Origin of the sequence: Collinsella sp. OM06-18AC, from assembly GCF_003438785.1 — a bacterium.
In the GTDB taxonomy this organism is placed as follows: Bacteria; Actinomycetota; Coriobacteriia; order Coriobacteriales; family Coriobacteriaceae; genus Collinsella.
Genome location: NZ_QSTX01000002.1, coordinates 118,848 through 135,634 on the forward strand (window position 1 = coordinate 118,848; position 16,787 = coordinate 135,634).

The following is a 16,787-nucleotide window of genomic DNA, read 5'->3' on the forward strand; positions in this document are numbered from 1 at the left end:
CCAAATGACAATGCCCCGCCCACGCAATCACGTGGACGGGGCATTGCTCCAGGTATGCGGCCAGCGACCCTGTTGCTTTTACTTAAGCTCGGGCCAGTAACCCTTGTTGGCCTCGATCATGTCGTCGAGAACCTCCTTGGCGACCTTCATCGAAAGCACGGTCTTGTTCAGCGTAAAGGCCTTGAGTGCCTTCTCGTACGAACCCTCGATCGTGGCCTCGACCACGAGCTTCTCGGAGTTCAGCTGCTGCATCATAAGACCCTGCTGGAACAGAGGAATGTTGTCACGGCTGATGACCTCGGGGCCGTTCTTGCCAATGTAGGCAGGCAGCTCGACCATGGCGTCGTAGGGCATGTTGGGGATAGCGCCCTTGTTCTCGCAAATGACCAGGAAGCGCTGCTTGGTATCGTTCTTCAGAGCGATGGCCAGGTCGGCAATCCAGTCGCCGTGGCTGCCCGCATAGAACGTACTCTCGTCGATCTCGCCGGTCTTCTCGTAGTGGTCGATGCCGTCGAAGAGGTTCTTCTCGCGCGTCTCCTCAACCTCGTTAGCACGGGTGCGCTCGGGGTTGGAATGCTCGACGAACTCCTTCTGCTGCAGGTAGTAGTTCAGATACGTGTTGGGCAGGTACTCCGGGAAGCACTCCATGATCTCGTACTCGCCCTTCCAGACGTAGTACCAGCTGCCCTTGGTGTGGCGGTTCTGCTCGGGGTGCTCGTCGGTGGTCTCCTCGGGCTTCTTAGACATCAGCGAGCCCATGCCCTTGAGGTACGAATCGGGCAGCAGAATCTCATGCTCCTTGATGTACTCGCGCAGCTGCGGGAGCACCTCCTCGCCCTTGTGGCGGATCGAGGTGAACCAGCCAAAGTGGTTGAGGCCAAAGTAATCGTACTCGACATCCTTCTTGTCGATATCGAGTGCGGCGCAAACCACGTCGATGATCGCGATCGGCATGTCGCAGATGTTGATGATGCGAGCGTTAGGACGCAGCACACGGCAGCCCTCGGAGACGATGGCAGCAGGGTTGGAGTAGTTGAGAATCCAGTAGTCCTTCTTGGCGTACTTCTCGACGTCATCGATCAGCTCGACCATGGGGAAGATGGTGCGCATGCCGTAGGCAAGGCCGCCGCAACCGCAAGTCTCCTGACCCACGCAGCCGTGACGCAGCGGAATCTTCTCGTCCTGCTCGCGCATGGCGTAGCCGCCCACGCGCATCTGGGCAAACACGAAGCTCGCGTCGGTAAAAGCCATCTTTTTGTCGGTGGTCACCGTGAGCTTGATGTCCAGGCCGAGGTCCTCGTGCAGAATCCAGTCCACGAGCACGCCGATCTTGCGCTGGCGCTCCTCGTTGATGTCGTACAGACGAATCTCGTCAACGTCGAGCTCGTCCTTGCGCAGGGCGATGGACTTGACGATGCCGGGGGTAAAGGTGGATCCGCCACCACACAGAGTAATGATCATTGTTTACTGCTCCTTCTCAATTGCGTTTTCGACCTTGTCGCGCATCTCGGCGACCTTCATGCCAAAGATGATCTGGATATTGTTGCCGTTACGGTTGATGCCGCTGTTGGGCACGTGGTTGATGAGGCTCTCATCGATGAGGTCCGGGTTCTTAACGTTCACGCGAAGACGCGTAAAGCAGTTCTCGAGCTCCTCGATGTTGTCCTTGCCGCCAAGACCTGCGACCAGGTCGGCGATGCCTGCATCGACGCCCTCTGCGGGAACCACGGCAACAGCGCCCTGCTTCACCGCGACAGACGCGGCGGCCTCGCCCTCGGCAACGGACTCGGCGAGCTCGGACTCCTCCTCGCGACCAGGCGTGTGAAGGTTGAGCTTCTTAATAAGGAAGGTGAAGAGGAAGAAGTACAGAGCGGCGTTGACGACTCCGAGCACCAGCATAACCGGCCAGTTGGTCTTGTCGACACCGAGGACCAGGTTGGAGACCACGATGTTGATGATGCCGCCTGCAGTCGAAGCGGGCACGGAGAGGACCTTGAGCAGGACCAGGAAGATGCCGGAAAGAACCGAGTGAACGACAAAGAGCACAGGAGCGGCAAAGACAAAGAGGAAGTCCATGGGCTCGGTGACACAGGAGAGCACGGCAGTGATGATCAGCGGGATGATAACGGCCTTGGTCTTATCCTTGTTCCCCTTGTAAGCGGTGAAGATAAAGGCGAGGCCGATACCGATGTAGGGCCACAGGTTGTTGAAGGTGTAGCTGTTGAAGTAGGTGCTATCGGAGAAGGGCTGGCCCGTCATTGCCATCTCGGCGACACGGATGGGATAGGCGCCGGCGATAACCTGATCACCCAGCGTAAGGGTGCCGCCCACATCGGAGAACTGGAACGGGGTGTAGATGAGGTGGTGCAGACCGGTGGGAACGAGCAGCTTGTTGAGCATGCCGTAGATGAACAGACCGATGTTGCCCGACTCCTTAATGATGCCGGCAACGGAGGAGATGGCACCCTGAACCGGAGGCCAAACGATGCAGAAGCCAGCGCCCATGATCCAGGAGATGATGATCATGATCAGGAACGGGAAGCGAACGCCCGAGAACATCGAAAGGGCAATGGGGAACTGCTTGTTCGAGTACTTGTTGAACACGGCACCGGTAATGCAACCAAGAATGATGCCGCCAAACACGCCGGTATCGAGCACCTGGATGCCCATAACGGTGCTCTGGCCGGTTCCGGTAAGGCCGAGCATGCCGCTCGCTTCGGCAAGAGAGCCGGTGGCGTTGAGCACGATGTTGTTAGCCTGCAGGAACAGGAAGAACGACATCAGGGCAATCAGCGAAGCATGGCCCTTGTTCTTCTTTGCCATGGCGCCGGCGATGCCCACGCAGAACAGAATCGAGAGGTTGTTGATGATAAACATCAGCGACTGATAGACAACGGCGCCCACAAGCTGGAACGGACCGGAGCCCAGCACAGGGATCACGGCGCAGATGGTCTTGTTGGTCAGAATGATGCCCACGATGAGCAGGATGCCGGCAACCGAGAGATACATCATCGGCTGAACGATCGACTTCGCGAACACCTCCAACGGCGCTTTGAAATTGAACTTCTTTTTTGCGGTCATAGCGGTACTCCCCTTCCTTTTCCGCAAATTGAGATAGCTGTGCCCTGGACAAGACCGCAAGCCTTGCCTTATATCAATCGATGTATGGGCACGTTATGCCTAGAGACCAGGTTCTCCAAGCAGGTTAACAATGTGATATGCGAGATAACTCTTCTCGGCATCGGTAACGACAACGTTATAGGTAGACGCTAAGTGGTCGGCAATTGACTCCGCACACGAGAACGCCCTCGGATACGCCGTTTCATCGATACGGAACAGCGCGTCGCCATTGACCTGCCCCGCCGCGGGATCGAGCGCTCGCTGCGCAAAAAACTGCAGATGGCGAACGAAACGCTCGTACGGCAACGAGGTGACGTCAAGGGTCGTAGCATAGTGCTCGGAAACAATCGCGAGCACGTCGCGAACAAGCTGGACCGAGATGATGAGACGGTCGGAGCGTTGCGGCATGGTGGCGTTGACGATATGCAGCGTAATAAAACCCTGCTCTTCTTCGCTCATCTGGATGCCCATATACTCCTTGACAATCTGCAGCGCACGGCCCGCAAGCGCATGCTCCTTGCGATAGAACTGCTGGATCTCGAGCAGCAACGGATTCTCGCAGGAGACGCCCTTGCGCTCGCGCTCCAAAGCAAGGCCGATATGGTCTGCGAGAGCAATGAGGATCTTGTCGTTGATATCAACATTGAGCTCTCGACGGAGCATCTGAACAATGTCCTCGGCAATCACGAGGTTGACGGTGGGGATGGACTCCAAAAGATGTGCCAAGCGGTCAATCGTACGCGAATCCTGAGAAGTGCCCTCCTGCAGCGCATAGGTCTTTTCGACCGATGCTTCATCGATAGCGTCGCCGGCATGACGGCCAAAGCAGAGGCCTCGACCGATGACAATGAGCTCGGAGCCATCGTCCGAAGTGACCATTGCGACGTTATTGTTGAAAACTCGCTTGATAACCACGGTACCCACCACAAGAATTTACTCGGAAAGCCAGACGACAGGCTCTTTAACAATAACAGGGCCGGAAGCGTGCTCACGAAGAGTCGAGTTCTCCGAACGCTCGCACACGATAACGAAGACCGTGGGATCGAAGCCGGCGGCGCGGACCGCGTCAAAATCGACCTCGACGAGGGGCTGGCCCGCGTCGACATGGTCACCCTGAGCAACAAGCGCATGGAAGCCCTTGCCCTCAAGTTTAACAGTGTCGATTCCGATATGCAGCATCACCTGAGCAGAGCTGTCGTCGGACATGATGCCCAGCGCGTGCTCAGTCGGAAACAGCGCCGCGACGGTGCCGGAAACGGGAGCGCACACCGTTCCCTCTTGGGGAACCACGGCAACGCCATCGCCCACGGCACGGCTGCTAAAAGCGGGATCGTTGGTTTTTTCCAGGTGAACAAGCTCGCCGGAAACGGGAGCGAGAATTTCGAACTCGGAGGTTGCAGTCTTCTGCTCATCCGAACCGCCCATCAGGCGAGAAAAGAAACCCATGGTGGCATGTCCCTTCATAAATATAGCCCAACCAAAATCAAGCGAATGCGTCTAAAGAGACACACCCGTTCAAAGACTTTGGTTAGGCCCACGTCCGAGGGACTCGGTAACCTTCCGCATTTCTTTTACGGGGGTTATTGTAGACAAGCCCAAAGCCGGAACAATCATTATGACCGGCGAACGGTATTTTTTCTCCGATAAACGGTATTTAGGCGGCACTTAGGGACGTTCCTTTCCCGCCGGCACCCAGGGGCACTCCTTGCTCTGACCCCTTTGAACCAATTTCGTATGCGCTAGATGAAGAGTTCGCATTCCTTCCGCACGACGCAAACCTTGCTCAGCATCTGGGAAACAGCGGATAGCTTGTTGGGATCAAGCTTGCGAGCGCCTCGCGGACATACGGCGATGCAGCGCATGCAGGAGATGCACGCCTCGCCAGCCGCTCGCTTGGGGTCGCCCTTGTCGATAGCGCAAACGGGGCACGCCGCGGCGCATGCGCCGCAGGAGACGCAATCCTCTGTTGCCTCAGGTGCCATGCGGTGACCTCTGGCTTGTTTATAAGGACGATTGCCGGGAATAGAAGGCTCGGATGTATCCTCAGCCAACAGCTTTTGCTGAATTTGCTGCGCAAACTCTGCGAGCTGCGCCGCATCCTGCGCATCCGGACGACCGGCAGCAAACTGTCGCGCAATGGAATGTTCTGCAATGGCTGCAACTGCCGCGATTACCCGGAATCCCGCATGCTTCGCAACGTCCTCCAGCTCTACGAGCGTGTCCTCAAACGCGCGGTTTCCGTATACACAAACCAAAACAGTCCGAGCCCCGTTGCCGCGCACCATGCCCAACCGGTCAGCCACCACAGCCGGGATTCTACCGGCATACGCCGGCACAGAGATTACGGCCACGTCGTCCTCAGTCATCGAGACAGCGCTGAAATCTAGCCCGCTATCGGTCAGATCGACGGTAACGGTCTTTTTGTCCAGCGCCCCGGCCACAAGGCCAGACACCTTCCGCGTTCCACCCGTCGGACTAAACACAATTTCGAATACGCTCATCGAGGCACCCTCCCCCTACGCCAGGCAACGCGTCAAGCCGTTTTCACATTCAGACAGAGTATACGGCGCATGGGATCCCCGTTTTGGTGCACCAAGCACCCCAATGCACCCACCCTACGCTGTCTGCCTCTTCGTTTTGTATAAATTACGGTACAGATTGTATATATTTACGGGATACCGCCGTGTTCTCCTGAGGTACCCCATCCTGGCCCGTGCAAAAAACGGAGTATTCTGCAACGTGACCGCGCCAGCACCGCCGCGGGCGGGCAAAACTGTAGGGCGCTGCGTCATTTAGGGTTCCGACATAGCGAGAATGACGTACCTTTGCTTCGAAAAACGGCGAAATCTAACTCAAAACGCTCATAGGGGGTATCTGAAGGCCACCGTTGGCAATACCGAATCGTATGCAGCCAGCTAGAGCTGCTGAATACTCCAAAAAATGCACGGCACACCCCATGGGACCCATTGCCGCATGGCAGGAAACAGGCCCACGGCATCTTCTAGATGCATTCCCGAGGAAATCACATTTGAACTAGCGATCGGATACGGCAAACAAAAAGGGCCCCGAGCGTAGTTGCTCAGGGCCCTTGGTTCACCTCGCTCTAGTGGGCGATGCGTATGTTACTTGCGCTTGCCGCCGCCGTCGCCGGGACGACGAGAGCTGCCGCCGCGCTTGCCGCCACGATTGTTGCCATAGCTGCCACGGTTATCGCGACCGCCGGCACGACCGCCGCGGGAGCCGGCCTGGTTGCCGCCGCGCCCGCCGCGATAGCCGCCACGGCGCTCCTCGCGGGTGTCGTCGTAGTTGCGCCAGTCATCGCGACGATCGCGGCTGGCACGCGGATCGCGACGATCACGCGACTCATTCGAACGACCGGCGCCGCTGCGACCACCGTTGCCACGAGCGCCCTCGCGACGCTCGCCACCGCGGCCACCCTCGCGGCCTCCGCGCTCGTCAAAGCGCTTGCCGCCGCGGGACTCGCCGCCGCGGGTACCACGCTCGTCACGCGAGCCACGGCCTTCGCCGCCACGGCGCTCATCGCGCCCGCCGCGCTCGCCATCACGACCGGAGCGACGACGGTCACCCGAACCGCGCTTGCCACCGCGCGAACCGCGGCCCTCGTCTTCGCGCTCAACACGACGACGACCGCCACGGTCCTCGTCTTCACGACGACGGCGGTGCGCTTCGCCCTGGAACTGCTTGGCACGGCGCTCGGCACGGTTGCCGCGCGGGGCCTGCTCGACGGCAGCAGCACCGCCACGCTCCTCGGCAGCCACCTCGCGGGCCACGCTCTCCACAGCCTCGTCCACGCGAGCCTGAACGCCCTCGCGCACGCGGGTCTTGCCGCCGCGCTTGGGACGGCTCGGACGCTCGCCGTCGCCACGGTGCTCGTCGCGGCCGCGGTTTGAACGACCGGCCACGTCGCCGTAATCGTCGCCGTTGCGCTTGCCGTCGCGACGCGCCTGCTCAAGTTTCTTCTTGCTCTTGGACTTGCCGCGCTTGGTCTTCTTCTTCACCTTAAAGGCCGCAGGATCGCGCTCGGGATCAACGGTGGGCGGATTGGGACCCACATGCAAGTCGCCGGCCTCGTAGATGTCGGCCGTCTTGTCCATGAGCTTCTCGATCTCGTAGAACTCGTCGACGTCCTGCTCGGTCACAAATGTGATGGCCCAGCCCAGCTCGCCGGCACGGCCCGTACGGCCAATGCGGTGGATGTAGTCGGTCGGCTCGGCCGGCACGTCAAAGTTCACGACATAGCGCACGTCGCTGATGTCGATGCCGCGAGCGAGAACGTCGGTTGCCACCAGCACGTCGACGGTGCCGTCGCGGAAGGCCGAGAGCGCGCGCTCGCGCTGGGCCTGGCTACGGTTGCCGTGAATCGCGGCGGCCTTGATGCCCTTACGCTCCAGACGACGGCAGCAGCTGTCGGCGCGGTGCTTGGTGCGCATAAAGACGATCGTGCGCTCCGGACCCTCCTTCTTGAGGAACTCGGGCAGCAGGTTATTCTTGGCCTCGATAGAGACCGGGAACACAAATTGGTCGACAGTGTCGGCGGTCGACGTGGCGGGCGCGATCTCCACGCGGGCCGGATCGCTCACCAGGTCGGTAATCTCGCCCACGGCCTCCTCGTCGAGTGTGGCCGAGAACAGCAGCGTCTGGCGCTCGGCCGGCGTCTCGCGCACAATACGGCGAACGGCGGGCAAAAAGCCCATGTCGAGCATGCGGTCGGCCTCGTCGAGCACCAGCACCTTGACCTCGTTCAGGTGGCAAGCGCCCTGCTCAATCAGATCGACCAGACGGCCCGGCGTGGCGACCAGGATGTCGCAGCCGTACTTGAGCGCCGCGGTCTGCGGCTTGTAGCTCACGCCGCCCACGACGGTCACGGCTACATGGCCGGTGACGTCGGCAATCTTGCTCGCGACCTCGTCGATCTGCTGTGCGAGCTCGCGCGTGGGGGTGATGACGAGCATCACGGGGCCGCGGCCGTTGCCCTCGGGCTTCTTGGCACCGCGACGGCGGTTGCGGCCGCCACGCTCGCGCACGGGCTTGGGCGGAGCGATGTGCTCCAGGTTGTTCATGGTCGGCAGCAAAAAGGCAGCCGTCTTGCCGGTGCCGGTCTGAGCGGCGGCAAGCAGGTCGCGGCCCTCGAGCACCACGGGGATCGAGCCGGCCTGCACGGGCGTGGGTGCCGTGTAGCCCAGGTTCTCGATGGCACGAAGCATCTCGTCCGAAAGACCCAGCTCGTCAAAGGCGGGCAGGTTCTCGGTCGCGGACTCGACGGCCTGGGCAGCATTGGCCTCGTCGGCAGCATCGAAGGCAGCCTGGGTCATGGCCTCGCGGGTCTCGTCCAGAATCTCGGCGTCCGTGACGTCAGATACAGAATTACGCATATGTTGTTGTTCCTTATCTGCACGCGTTATGGGCACGGCATGCAGCCGCGCGGGGCGTGCTTGGTAGTGCGCTAATACATACAAAACAGGTGCGCACAGAGAGGACGTTGCTCAGCACGCTGGCGATCGCTTTGGCAGCCCTATCACGCGCCGTCCAGACGCAGCGGCCCTAAGCGATGGAGCAGATTCGCCGCCGGTTAGTATACCCGCGCTTCGCATGCCCCCACGTAAACCACAGATGACGGGGTGGACGGGACCGATTGTCTCAATCTGTAACAGTTACGAGACAAAACCGGGTCTACACGTTACAGATTGAGACGAACTCAAACATCGCAAAACATAATCTCGATCTGTAACAGTTAGAGGTCATTTCCCCCGCTAGATGTTACAGATCGAGATGTTTGACATGAGCTGCCAACGATTGAGCAGCCACCCTCATCTGTAACGAAATGTCATACATTTCTTTCTATACTGGACACCCCCAGGGGGTATGGGTGTATAGTATCGGCAGGTTAACAATTCCAACACCGAACTACAGAAAGGAGAAGCCATGGCTCAAGATAAGTTCGACGTGGGCGGCATGACATGCGCCGCCTGCCAGGCGCACGTGGACCGCGCCGTAAGCAAACTCGACGGCGTCCAAAGCGTCGCGGTCAACCTACTCGCTGGTTCCATGATGGTCGACTATGACCCCGCGCAGGTCACCTCCGACGATATCTGCACCGCCGTCGACCGCGCGGGCTACTCGGCCTCGTCCGTCGATGCGGGCACCGGCGCCGCTGGCTCAAACGGCAGCGTGCAAGCCAGGTCCGGCGCCGCCCACATGGAGTCGCCCACCAAAAAATTGGAGGCCGCCGCCTCTGCCATGCGCACCCGCCTCATCGTCTCGATCGCATTCCTCATCCCGCTGTTCTACATAGGCATGGGGCACATGCTCGGTTGGCCACTGCCCGGCGTCTTCACCGACCACACCCACAGCATGACGCTCGCCCTCACCGAGCTCGTCCTGCTCATCCCCATCGTCTATGTCAACGACGCGTACTTTATCAACGGCTTCAAGTCGCTCGTGCACGGCGCGCCCACCATGGACGCTCTCATCGCCGTCGGCGCCACCGCGTCGATCGCCTGGTCGCTCTACGCCATGTTCATCATGGCCGACCAGCTAGCCGCAGGTCAGGTGCACGAAGCCATGATGACGAGCATGGACAACCTGTATTTTGAGAGCGCCGGCACCATCCTGTCGCTCGTCACAGTGGGCAAATACCTCGAGACGCGCAGCAAATCCAAGACCGGCGGCGCGATCGAAGCGCTCATCGACCTGGCGCCCAAGACCGCGACCGTCGTTGCCGATGACGGCAGCGAGGCCACTGTGGACGTCGACGCCATCCTTCCCGGCCAGGTCCTGCGCGTGCGCCCCGGCGAGTCCGTCCCCGTCGATGGCGTGGTGCTCGAGGGCAGCTCGGCCGTGGACGAGAGCGCGCTCACCGGCGAGTCCATCCCCGTGGAAAAAGCCGCCGGCGACACCGTCAACGCCGCCACCGTCAACCGCACCGGATCGTTTACCTTCCGCGCCACACGCGTGGGCGCCGACACGTCGCTCGCCAAGATCATCCAGCTCGTCGAGGACGCCAACGCCACCAAGGCGCCTATCGCCCGCCTGGCCGACAAGGTCGCCGGCGTGTTTGTGCCCGTGGTGTTTGCGATCTCGGCCGTGACCTTTGTGACGTGGATGGCGCTGACCGGCAGCGTGAACGAGGCGCTCACCTCCGCCGTGGCCGTGTTGGTGATCAGCTGCCCGTGCGCGCTGGGCCTGGCCACGCCCGTCGCCATCATGGTGAGCACCGGCAAGGGCGCCGAGATGGGCATTCTGTTTAAGAGCGCCGAGGCGTTGGAGAATCTGCGCAGCGTGGGCACCGTGGTGCTCGATAAGACGGGCACCGTCACCCGCGGCAAGCCGGCCGTGACCGATATTGTGGTTGCCGCGCGCGCCGACGGCTCGCCTGTTATGAGCGAAAAGGCGCTGCTCAAGCTTGCCGCCGCACTAGAGCGCCAGAGTGAGCACCCACTGGCCGAGGCGATTATGGCCAAGTGCGAGACGCGCGGAATCGTCGCGCGCATGGTCGAGGACTTTGCCGCCGTGCCCGGTCGCGGCGTCACGGCGCGCGAGGGGCAAAACGCCATCGCCGCCGGCAACGTTCGTCTGATGGACGAGCTGGGCGCGGAGGTGCCCGCCGGTCTTGCCGAGCAGTTCGCTGCCGAGGGAAAAACGCCGCTGTTCTTTGCCAAGAACGGCGAGCTTGTCGGTACCATCGCCGTGGCTGACGAGGTCAAAGAGACGAGCACCGAGGCCATCGCCGCGCTCCGCAAGCTCGACGTCGACGTGCACATGCTCACCGGTGACAACCGCGTGACGGCAGAGGCCATCGCCCGCCGCGTGGGACTCACCAGCGAGCAGGTTATCGCCGACGTTCTTCCCGCCGACAAGGAACGCCACGTGCGTGAACTGCAGGATGCGGGCAGCATGGTGGCCATGGTGGGCGACGGCATCAACGACTCCCCCGCCCTGGCGCGCGCCGATGTGGGCCTTGCCATCGGTACCGGCGCCGACATCGCCAAGGAGGGTGCCGACGTGGTGCTCATGCGCAGCGACCTCATGGACGTCGCCCGCGCCATCGAGCTATCGCGCGCCACGATCCGCAACATCAAGCAGGACCTGTTCTGGGCACTGTTCTACAACGGCATCGGCATTCCGCTCGCCGCGGGCGCGTTCTTCCCGCTCACCGGCTGGCAGCTCTCGCCGATGTTTGGCGCTGCGGCCATGAGCCTGTCGAGCGTGTGCGTCGTAAGCAATGCGCTGCGCCTGAAATCCTTTAAGCCTAAAGTGGCAAAATAGGCTCACCATTAAGTCCATTTAGAACGGGTTTTCCAGGTGCCCGAGATTGACCTGAAAGAGGAGCGACGCGTACTTTGGTACGCGAGCGACGGCTTGAAGGTCAAGGTCGGGTGCCTGGGAAAGCCGACACAACAGAGAGGAATATCCATGCGTTACACAATCAAGACTTCCGGCCTTATGTGCGGCCACTGCGACGCTACTGTCGAGACGGCACTGCTCAACGTTGCCCGCGTGACCGACGCCGATGCCGATCACGAGACTCAGACCGTACAGGTGGAGTGCGCCGACACCGTGACCGCCGAGCAGCTCGCCGCCGCCGTCGAGGCCGCGGGCGAGAAGTTCCACGCTCTGTCCGTAACTGCCGCGTAACGACCCACGCGCACCCCGATCAGAAACGAGAACCCGCCATGATGGCAGACCATAAATCGGTGACCCGCATGCTCAAGACGGCACGCGGTCAGATCGACGGCATCCTGCGGATGGTCGATGAGGACCGCTACTGCGTCGATATTTCTACGCAGCTCATGGCCACACAGGCGCTCCTCGCGCGCATCAACGCCGACGTACTCAAGGCGCATATCGAAGGCTGCGTGACTTCGGCAATCGAATCGGGCGACGAGGAGCTCAAGGCCGCCAAGCTTGCCGAGATTGAACGCGTCGTCGACAAGCTCTCCAAGTAATTGGGGCATTGGGAACAATCTTCTTTGCACCGTCTTGGTGTTCTGGGGACAGGTATGCTTGCACCACACTGGTGCAAGCATACCTGTCCCCCTTGCTCTAAATCGGGTATAAAGGCGTGCAGCATATCGAACGAAAGGCAATGTGCATGAATGACTTTATGAAGGGTCGCAATGGCGCCGATGAACTCACCATCGTAATGGGTTTTGCCGGCATCATCATCGCGATGATCGGATCGATGGCCCGTATTCAGTGGCTCAGCTGGATCGCCATCGCCGTGATCGTGCTCGGCGTGCTGCGCGGCCTGTCCAAAAACATCGACGCGCGCCGCAAGGAGAACGATGCCTTTGTCACGGCGACCGCAAACGTCCCCGGCCTGGGCAAGTTCGTCGCCAGCTTAGGTGGCGGCGCCGCGGCTGCCAACGCCTCGCGCGCGGCCGGCACCAGCAAGGAAGACTTTGAGCGCGCCAAGCGAACGGCCAAGAAGATGTGGAAGGGCCGCAAGACCACGGCCTACCTTAAGTGCCCTAACTGCGGTCAGATGCTGTCCGTCCCCAAGGGTAAGGGCAAGATCCGCGTCACCTGCCCCAAGTGCCACGCCAAGATGGAAACGCGCTCCTAGCAGCTACACCATAGGAAAAATAAAAGCCGAGGCCTCGTGTTGAGACCTCGGCTTTTTTGAACGCGGCATAGGGGCCGTCCCTTTGTCACACCTATGCCACGCCGTCGCGGGCGAGCTCCTCGGCCAGCGCTTCGGCAGGCATGGCCATAATCGCGTCGAGCTCGGCGTCCACCTCGGGAATACGCTTCACCTTGAGTTTGCGTACCAGGTTGCCGCGGCACATCACGTGCATTGGCTCACGCAGAGCGCACAGGTCATCGAGCGGGTTCTCGCGCGTCACCAAAATGTCGGCCGCCTTGCCGCACTCAATCGTGCCGGTCTCGTCGCCCAGGCCCAGTAGCTCAGCATTGACTTGCGTGGCCGTATGCAGCGCAAACGCGTTGCTCACGCCCACGTACTTGGCATAATAGGCCACCTCGCGCCACATGTCGTACTGCGTCACGAACGGGCAGCTCGAGTCCGTGCCCAGGCCCACCTTAACGCCAGCTTCCAGTGCAGCACGGGCGCTCTCGATAATGCCCGAACACACGATGTCGCCGTTCTTCTTTTGCGTGTCGGTCGAATGGGTCTTTTCCGGATCGAGCAGTACAAACGGCAGCGCCGGACTAATCGTGCAGGTCACGCTCGGCGCGCGTCCCTCGAGCTGTGTTCCCGCGGCGCCGCGGTACAGCTCCAGGATCTCGGGGGTCATCGGAGCGCCGTGCTCGATTGTGTCGACACCGGCCTGAAGCGCGGCCTTCACACCTTCGGTGCTCTCGACATGGGCCATGACCGGAAGACCGACCTCGTGCGCCGCCTTGCACGCCGCCGCGGCGACATCGACCGGCATGCGCAGCACGCCCGGCTCGCCCACCTCGGTCGCATCGAACACGCCACCCGTCACGAACAGTTTGATGACATCGGCACCGCGCGCATACAGGTCGCGCACCTGCTCGGCCGCTTCGGTAGGGCTGTTGGCCACCTGCGCAAAGAGGCCCGCGCCGTGGCCACCCGGCACCGTGACGCCAGTTCCCGGTGCCACCAGACGCGGACCCTGATACTTGCCGGCGTCGATGGCGTTGCGCACGGCGATGTCGGCAAACAGCGGGTCGCCTGCGCCGCGCACCGTGGTCACGCCGCTTGCCAGCTGCTGTTGGGCGCTGCCCTTGAGGATGTGGCGGACGATGGCGCGTCCCACGGGATTGTCGAGCTTCTTCATCAGCGCGCCCGCATCGCCCGCCGAGACCGGTTTGCCCGAGCCGCACAGATGCACATGCATATTGATGAGACCCGGCATGAGAAACGCCCCTGCCAGGTCGATGACCTCGGCACCTGCAGGCGCCTGCGCCACAGCACTCGGCCCCATCCAGGTGATGATGCCACGCTCGACGGCCACGGCCATATCGGGCTGCGGCTCCATATGCTCCGAACCATCCAGAACGGTCGCATTGATAAACAACGTGGAACGATCGGCAGATGCCATATCGAGCTCCTCCCTCACGATTAACTTGAACATTTGTCCATTATCACCTAGTCCCGCTGGATTGCTGCAGACGCATCGGTTAACGGAAGGAAGAGGGGATGTGGGGAGACGGAACACGTTGCAGTCCCACCCCAGCGACACCAGGGAAATGTCTCGATCTGTAACAGGTACAGGGTTATTAGGCCCCTTGTTGTTACAGATCGAGACATTCGGTCGACGTTTCACCGGCTTGTCTCGATCTGTAACAATTACGAGCTCAAACAGCCTCTAAACGTTACAGATCGAGACAAAACCTCTCAGCGCCCATACCACTGGCATCTCCACTCCTCAGCCAATTCAACCTGCCGAGGAATACCCGCCAGCCTCATTTTCTCGACCAGCTTCCCCGGGTCTTTGAGTTCGTTAAACGTAAACCGAAGCACCTTATGCCCGAGCATTGTCAGATGAGATTCCCGCTGACGCTCTGCCACGAATGGGTCAACCGACTCCCGACCCTCGCCGCTCTGCAAGGTGTACTTCCCCTTTCCGTCGAGCTCGCCGATGACACACGTCCCGTCCTCGAGCCGCCAAAAATAGTCGACGCGAAACACCTGGCTCGGATCGAGCGGGTCGCGAAACTCCACCTGCAGCTCCGGAACCGGAAAGCCGTACGCAATAAAGAATGCTCGGAACCGAGACTCGCCGCCGTTTTCAGACAGCCCGTCCGCATACGACGCAATCACCTGTGCCCTGCGATACCCTCGCCTGCCCTCGCAATCGGCGCGGAGGCGCTCGCACAAATCCCCACGTGATACGCCTTTCGCCCGCAGTGCAGAATCGGCAATCGCCAACCCGTAGGAGAACGGCGCACGCAGTAGGCAATCCTCCACCGTGCGCCAAAACGACGTCACCCGCACGCCATCAACATGCTCGAGTGCGCCCGCCATCTGCGGACGCAACAACCTGCACCCGCCGCTCAACGTCACCGAACAACCCGTCTTAACAAGAAAACGCGACCCAAGCAGATCATTCGGCACCTCCAGACCCCACAAAAGCGCCGCGTCATAGCCCCAAAACGCCCAATCGGGATGAAACTCTGCAAGCCCTTTGATGGTACGCAGCGTTCGCTCCGCCGGCGTCAGTACACCCCAATCATGTTGAAAGCAGAACAAATACGGCTCGGGTTCCGCGATATCGTCGGTTCCAACATGACGCCGTAGCCACATGAGCTCGGCATTGTCATGCGTTGCGAGCAGCGCACCTTGCTCGGTCGCCTCCGTGAGTCGCGCGAGCATCCTATTCCGCGCCAACGTGTTGCGAGTCGTATGCTTGTGTTTGAAAACGGTATTAGACACTTCCATCACCACATCGGATAACTGGACCATCGTCACCGTTGCCGCCGCCGACAAACGTCTCGATCTGTAACAGGAAGACCAACTTTTGGCCGCTAGATGTTACAGATTGAGACATTCCCCCCAACCAGGTGCCAAACGTCTCGATCTGTAACAGGTAGACCGGTTTTTTGTCCCTAAACGTTACAGATTGAGACAAAGTCAGGGCAGCAGGCGACGCCAGTCACATCCCCTACTCCCACTCCTGCTCATAGATGTTGAGGGACTTTACGTACCGCCCCTGGGCACCCATGATGTCGCGGACCAGGCGCAAAAAGAAGCTGATGCACGAGGTGTCGAAACCGTCCTCCAGGTCCTCGGGATGCACCGCGCCCGGCCCGTCGACCGCCGTGTCGCTCAGGCGCGCGATATCATACAGGTAGAGCTGCCCCGCCGTCAGCCAGACATCGTCGACGCACGCGAGTCGCACCGCAATCGCGCCGTCGCTCCAGTGCTCCTTTTGCACGACATGTGGGTCGTAGGCGTCAAAGCGACAGTCAGTGCGCGTGTCCTTCAGCACGACCATGCCAGTCGCGGAATCCTTGTCCAAAATGCCAAAGCGCGAGAAATACTGCGTGTCACGCACCTGCTTAAGTCGCCCGAGCGAAGCAGAAGAAATTGACGCTGGCGGCTCGTCCACATACAGCTCCAACAGCGTCTTGCCGTGGTAATAGGGGCGCTCAAACAGCAGCCAATCGGTAAACGCCATGTTGTAGGCCATGATTTCGTTTTGAGATGGTTCCTCGCAATAGCTGAGCCACGGATCGACGATAATCTCGAACTGCTCGCGCGCCGGCTCCAGAAATTGAAACTTCCGCAGCATCCAAAAGTGAGCCATGTCGGCAATATCGTTGCCGACGGCCTCGGCCAGCTGCGCTCGATCAAAAACTTGGTCAGTCATGGCATCCTCCTCAAACTGATGGACCTCAATTTGAGCTTACGAGGAGGGTGGGCAACCGAGGCAAGCGCGGGCAAAATAGGCCTTCGACTGCAAACCAGATGCTAACCAAACACTTGACGGGACACTTGACCGAATGAGTCCACCGCAACAAAACCGCAGGTAGACATAGACAGCCAACCCGCCCTTTTGAGCCAGATGCCCGCAGCCACCACAGAAACAACAGGTGACCACAGCCCAAGAAGTCGACAAATGAACACCCGTACGTCGACAAACGAGCAAATCGCTCGCAAAGAGTGTCCCCAACGACTAGACAAAAAATGACTAGCCATTGGGGACGTTCTTAAATGA

Annotated in this window: 13 protein-coding genes; 4 read left to right on the plus strand and 9 right to left on the minus strand. The window is 60.4% G+C overall.

What is annotated here, in order from left to right:
* Positions 1–78 precede the first annotated feature (78 nt).
* The 6 genes from DXB86_RS01930 to DXB86_RS01955 all read right to left on the minus strand — a co-directional run bounded on the left by DXB86_RS01930 (position 79) and on the right by DXB86_RS01955 (position 8,513).
* Positions 79–1,461 carry a 6-phospho-alpha-glucosidase gene (locus tag DXB86_RS01930; protein WP_117735961.1) on the minus strand — a complete coding sequence of 461 codons (1,383 nt, stop codon included), beginning with the start codon at positions 1,459–1,461 and terminating at the stop codon, positions 79–81.
* Between the two features lie 3 nt (positions 1,462–1,464).
* A complete protein-coding gene (locus DXB86_RS01935) occupies positions 1,465–3,081 on the minus strand; it encodes a PTS transporter subunit EIIC (protein WP_117735962.1) in 1,617 nt (538 codons plus the stop codon).
* A 99-nt stretch (positions 3,082–3,180) separates the two neighbouring features.
* Positions 3,181–4,035 carry a PRD domain-containing protein gene (locus DXB86_RS01940; protein WP_117736019.1) on the minus strand — a complete coding sequence of 285 codons (855 nt, stop codon included), beginning with the start codon at positions 4,033–4,035 and terminating at the stop codon, positions 3,181–3,183.
* A gap of 18 nt (positions 4,036–4,053) precedes the next feature.
* Positions 4,054–4,566: a PTS glucose transporter subunit IIA gene (locus DXB86_RS01945; RefSeq protein WP_158555255.1), complete on the minus strand. Its 513-nt coding sequence runs from the start codon at positions 4,564–4,566 to the stop codon at positions 4,054–4,056.
* A 293-nt stretch (positions 4,567–4,859) separates the two neighbouring features.
* The gene (locus tag DXB86_RS01950; protein WP_117735964.1) at positions 4,860–5,621 is read right to left on the minus strand and encodes an EFR1 family ferrodoxin; all 762 of its coding nucleotides are present in this window, start codon (positions 5,619–5,621) and stop codon (positions 4,860–4,862) included.
* A 621-nt stretch (positions 5,622–6,242) separates the two neighbouring features.
* Entirely contained in the window at positions 6,243–8,513 is a 2,271-nt protein-coding gene (locus DXB86_RS01955) for a DEAD/DEAH box helicase (protein ID WP_117735965.1), read from the minus strand.
* Positions 8,514–9,063: 550 nt separating this feature from the next.
* Here DXB86_RS01955 and DXB86_RS01960 point away from each other — a divergent pair.
* The 4 genes from DXB86_RS01960 to DXB86_RS01975 all read left to right on the plus strand — a co-directional run bounded on the left by DXB86_RS01960 (position 9,064) and on the right by DXB86_RS01975 (position 12,706).
* Positions 9,064–11,406, plus strand: a complete 2,343-nt coding sequence (locus DXB86_RS01960; RefSeq protein ID WP_117735966.1) for a cation-translocating P-type ATPase — start codon at positions 9,064–9,066, stop codon at positions 11,404–11,406.
* Positions 11,407–11,553: 147 nt separating this feature from the next.
* Positions 11,554–11,775: a heavy-metal-associated domain-containing protein gene (locus DXB86_RS01965; protein WP_117735967.1), complete on the plus strand. Its 222-nt coding sequence runs from the start codon at positions 11,554–11,556 to the stop codon at positions 11,773–11,775.
* 38 nt (positions 11,776–11,813) lie between these two features.
* Complete coding sequence (locus tag DXB86_RS01970; RefSeq protein WP_117629570.1) at positions 11,814–12,086, plus strand: metal-sensing transcriptional repressor; 273 nt, start codon at positions 11,814–11,816, stop codon at positions 12,084–12,086.
* Positions 12,087–12,232: 146 nt separating this feature from the next.
* Positions 12,233–12,706 (plus strand): hypothetical protein, encoded by a 474-nt coding sequence (locus tag DXB86_RS01975; protein WP_117736020.1) that lies wholly within the window; start codon positions 12,233–12,235, stop codon positions 12,704–12,706.
* A gap of 91 nt (positions 12,707–12,797) precedes the next feature.
* Here the strand turns inward: DXB86_RS01975 and DXB86_RS01980 are convergent, their stop codons facing one another.
* The 3 genes from DXB86_RS01980 to DXB86_RS01990 all read right to left on the minus strand — a co-directional run bounded on the left by DXB86_RS01980 (position 12,798) and on the right by DXB86_RS01990 (position 16,439).
* Positions 12,798–14,168 (minus strand): amidohydrolase family protein, encoded by a 1,371-nt coding sequence (locus DXB86_RS01980; protein WP_233504116.1) that lies wholly within the window; start codon positions 14,166–14,168, stop codon positions 12,798–12,800.
* A 296-nt stretch (positions 14,169–14,464) separates the two neighbouring features.
* Entirely contained in the window at positions 14,465–15,556 is a 1,092-nt protein-coding gene (locus DXB86_RS01985) for a hypothetical protein (RefSeq protein ID WP_147330812.1), read from the minus strand.
* A 175-nt stretch (positions 15,557–15,731) separates the two neighbouring features.
* Complete coding sequence (locus tag DXB86_RS01990) at positions 15,732–16,439, minus strand: hypothetical protein (RefSeq protein WP_117735970.1); 708 nt, start codon at positions 16,437–16,439, stop codon at positions 15,732–15,734.
* Between the last annotated feature and the right edge of the window lie 348 nt (positions 16,440–16,787).

Excerpts from the sequence above, each read along its gene's own strand:
- DXB86_RS01950 (WP_117735964.1), bottom strand. The coding sequence starts at position 5,621 with ATGAGCGTATTCGAAATTGTGTTTAGTCCGACGGGTGGAACGCGGAAG.
- DXB86_RS01935 (WP_117735962.1), bottom strand. The coding sequence starts at position 3,081 with ATGACCGCAAAAAAGAAGTTCAATTTCAAAGCGCCGTTGGAGGTGTTC.
- DXB86_RS01965 (WP_117735967.1), top strand. The coding sequence starts at position 11,554 with ATGCGTTACACAATCAAGACTTCCGGCCTTATGTGCGGCCACTGCGAC.
- DXB86_RS01990 (WP_117735970.1), bottom strand. The coding sequence starts at position 16,439 with ATGACTGACCAAGTTTTTGATCGAGCGCAGCTGGCCGAGGCCGTCGGC.
- DXB86_RS01975 (WP_117736020.1), top strand. The coding sequence starts at position 12,233 with ATGAATGACTTTATGAAGGGTCGCAATGGCGCCGATGAACTCACCATC.
- DXB86_RS01945 (WP_158555255.1), bottom strand. The coding sequence starts at position 4,566 with ATGGGTTTCTTTTCTCGCCTGATGGGCGGTTCGGATGAGCAGAAGACT.
- DXB86_RS01970 (WP_117629570.1), top strand. The coding sequence starts at position 11,814 with ATGATGGCAGACCATAAATCGGTGACCCGCATGCTCAAGACGGCACGC.
- DXB86_RS01960 (WP_117735966.1), top strand. The coding sequence starts at position 9,064 with ATGGCTCAAGATAAGTTCGACGTGGGCGGCATGACATGCGCCGCCTGC.
- DXB86_RS01930 (WP_117735961.1), bottom strand. The coding sequence starts at position 1,461 with ATGATCATTACTCTGTGTGGTGGCGGATCCACCTTTACCCCCGGCATC.
- DXB86_RS01955 (WP_117735965.1), bottom strand. The coding sequence starts at position 8,513 with ATGCGTAATTCTGTATCTGACGTCACGGACGCCGAGATTCTGGACGAG.
- DXB86_RS01980 (WP_233504116.1), bottom strand. The coding sequence starts at position 14,168 with ATGGCATCTGCCGATCGTTCCACGTTGTTTATCAATGCGACCGTTCTG.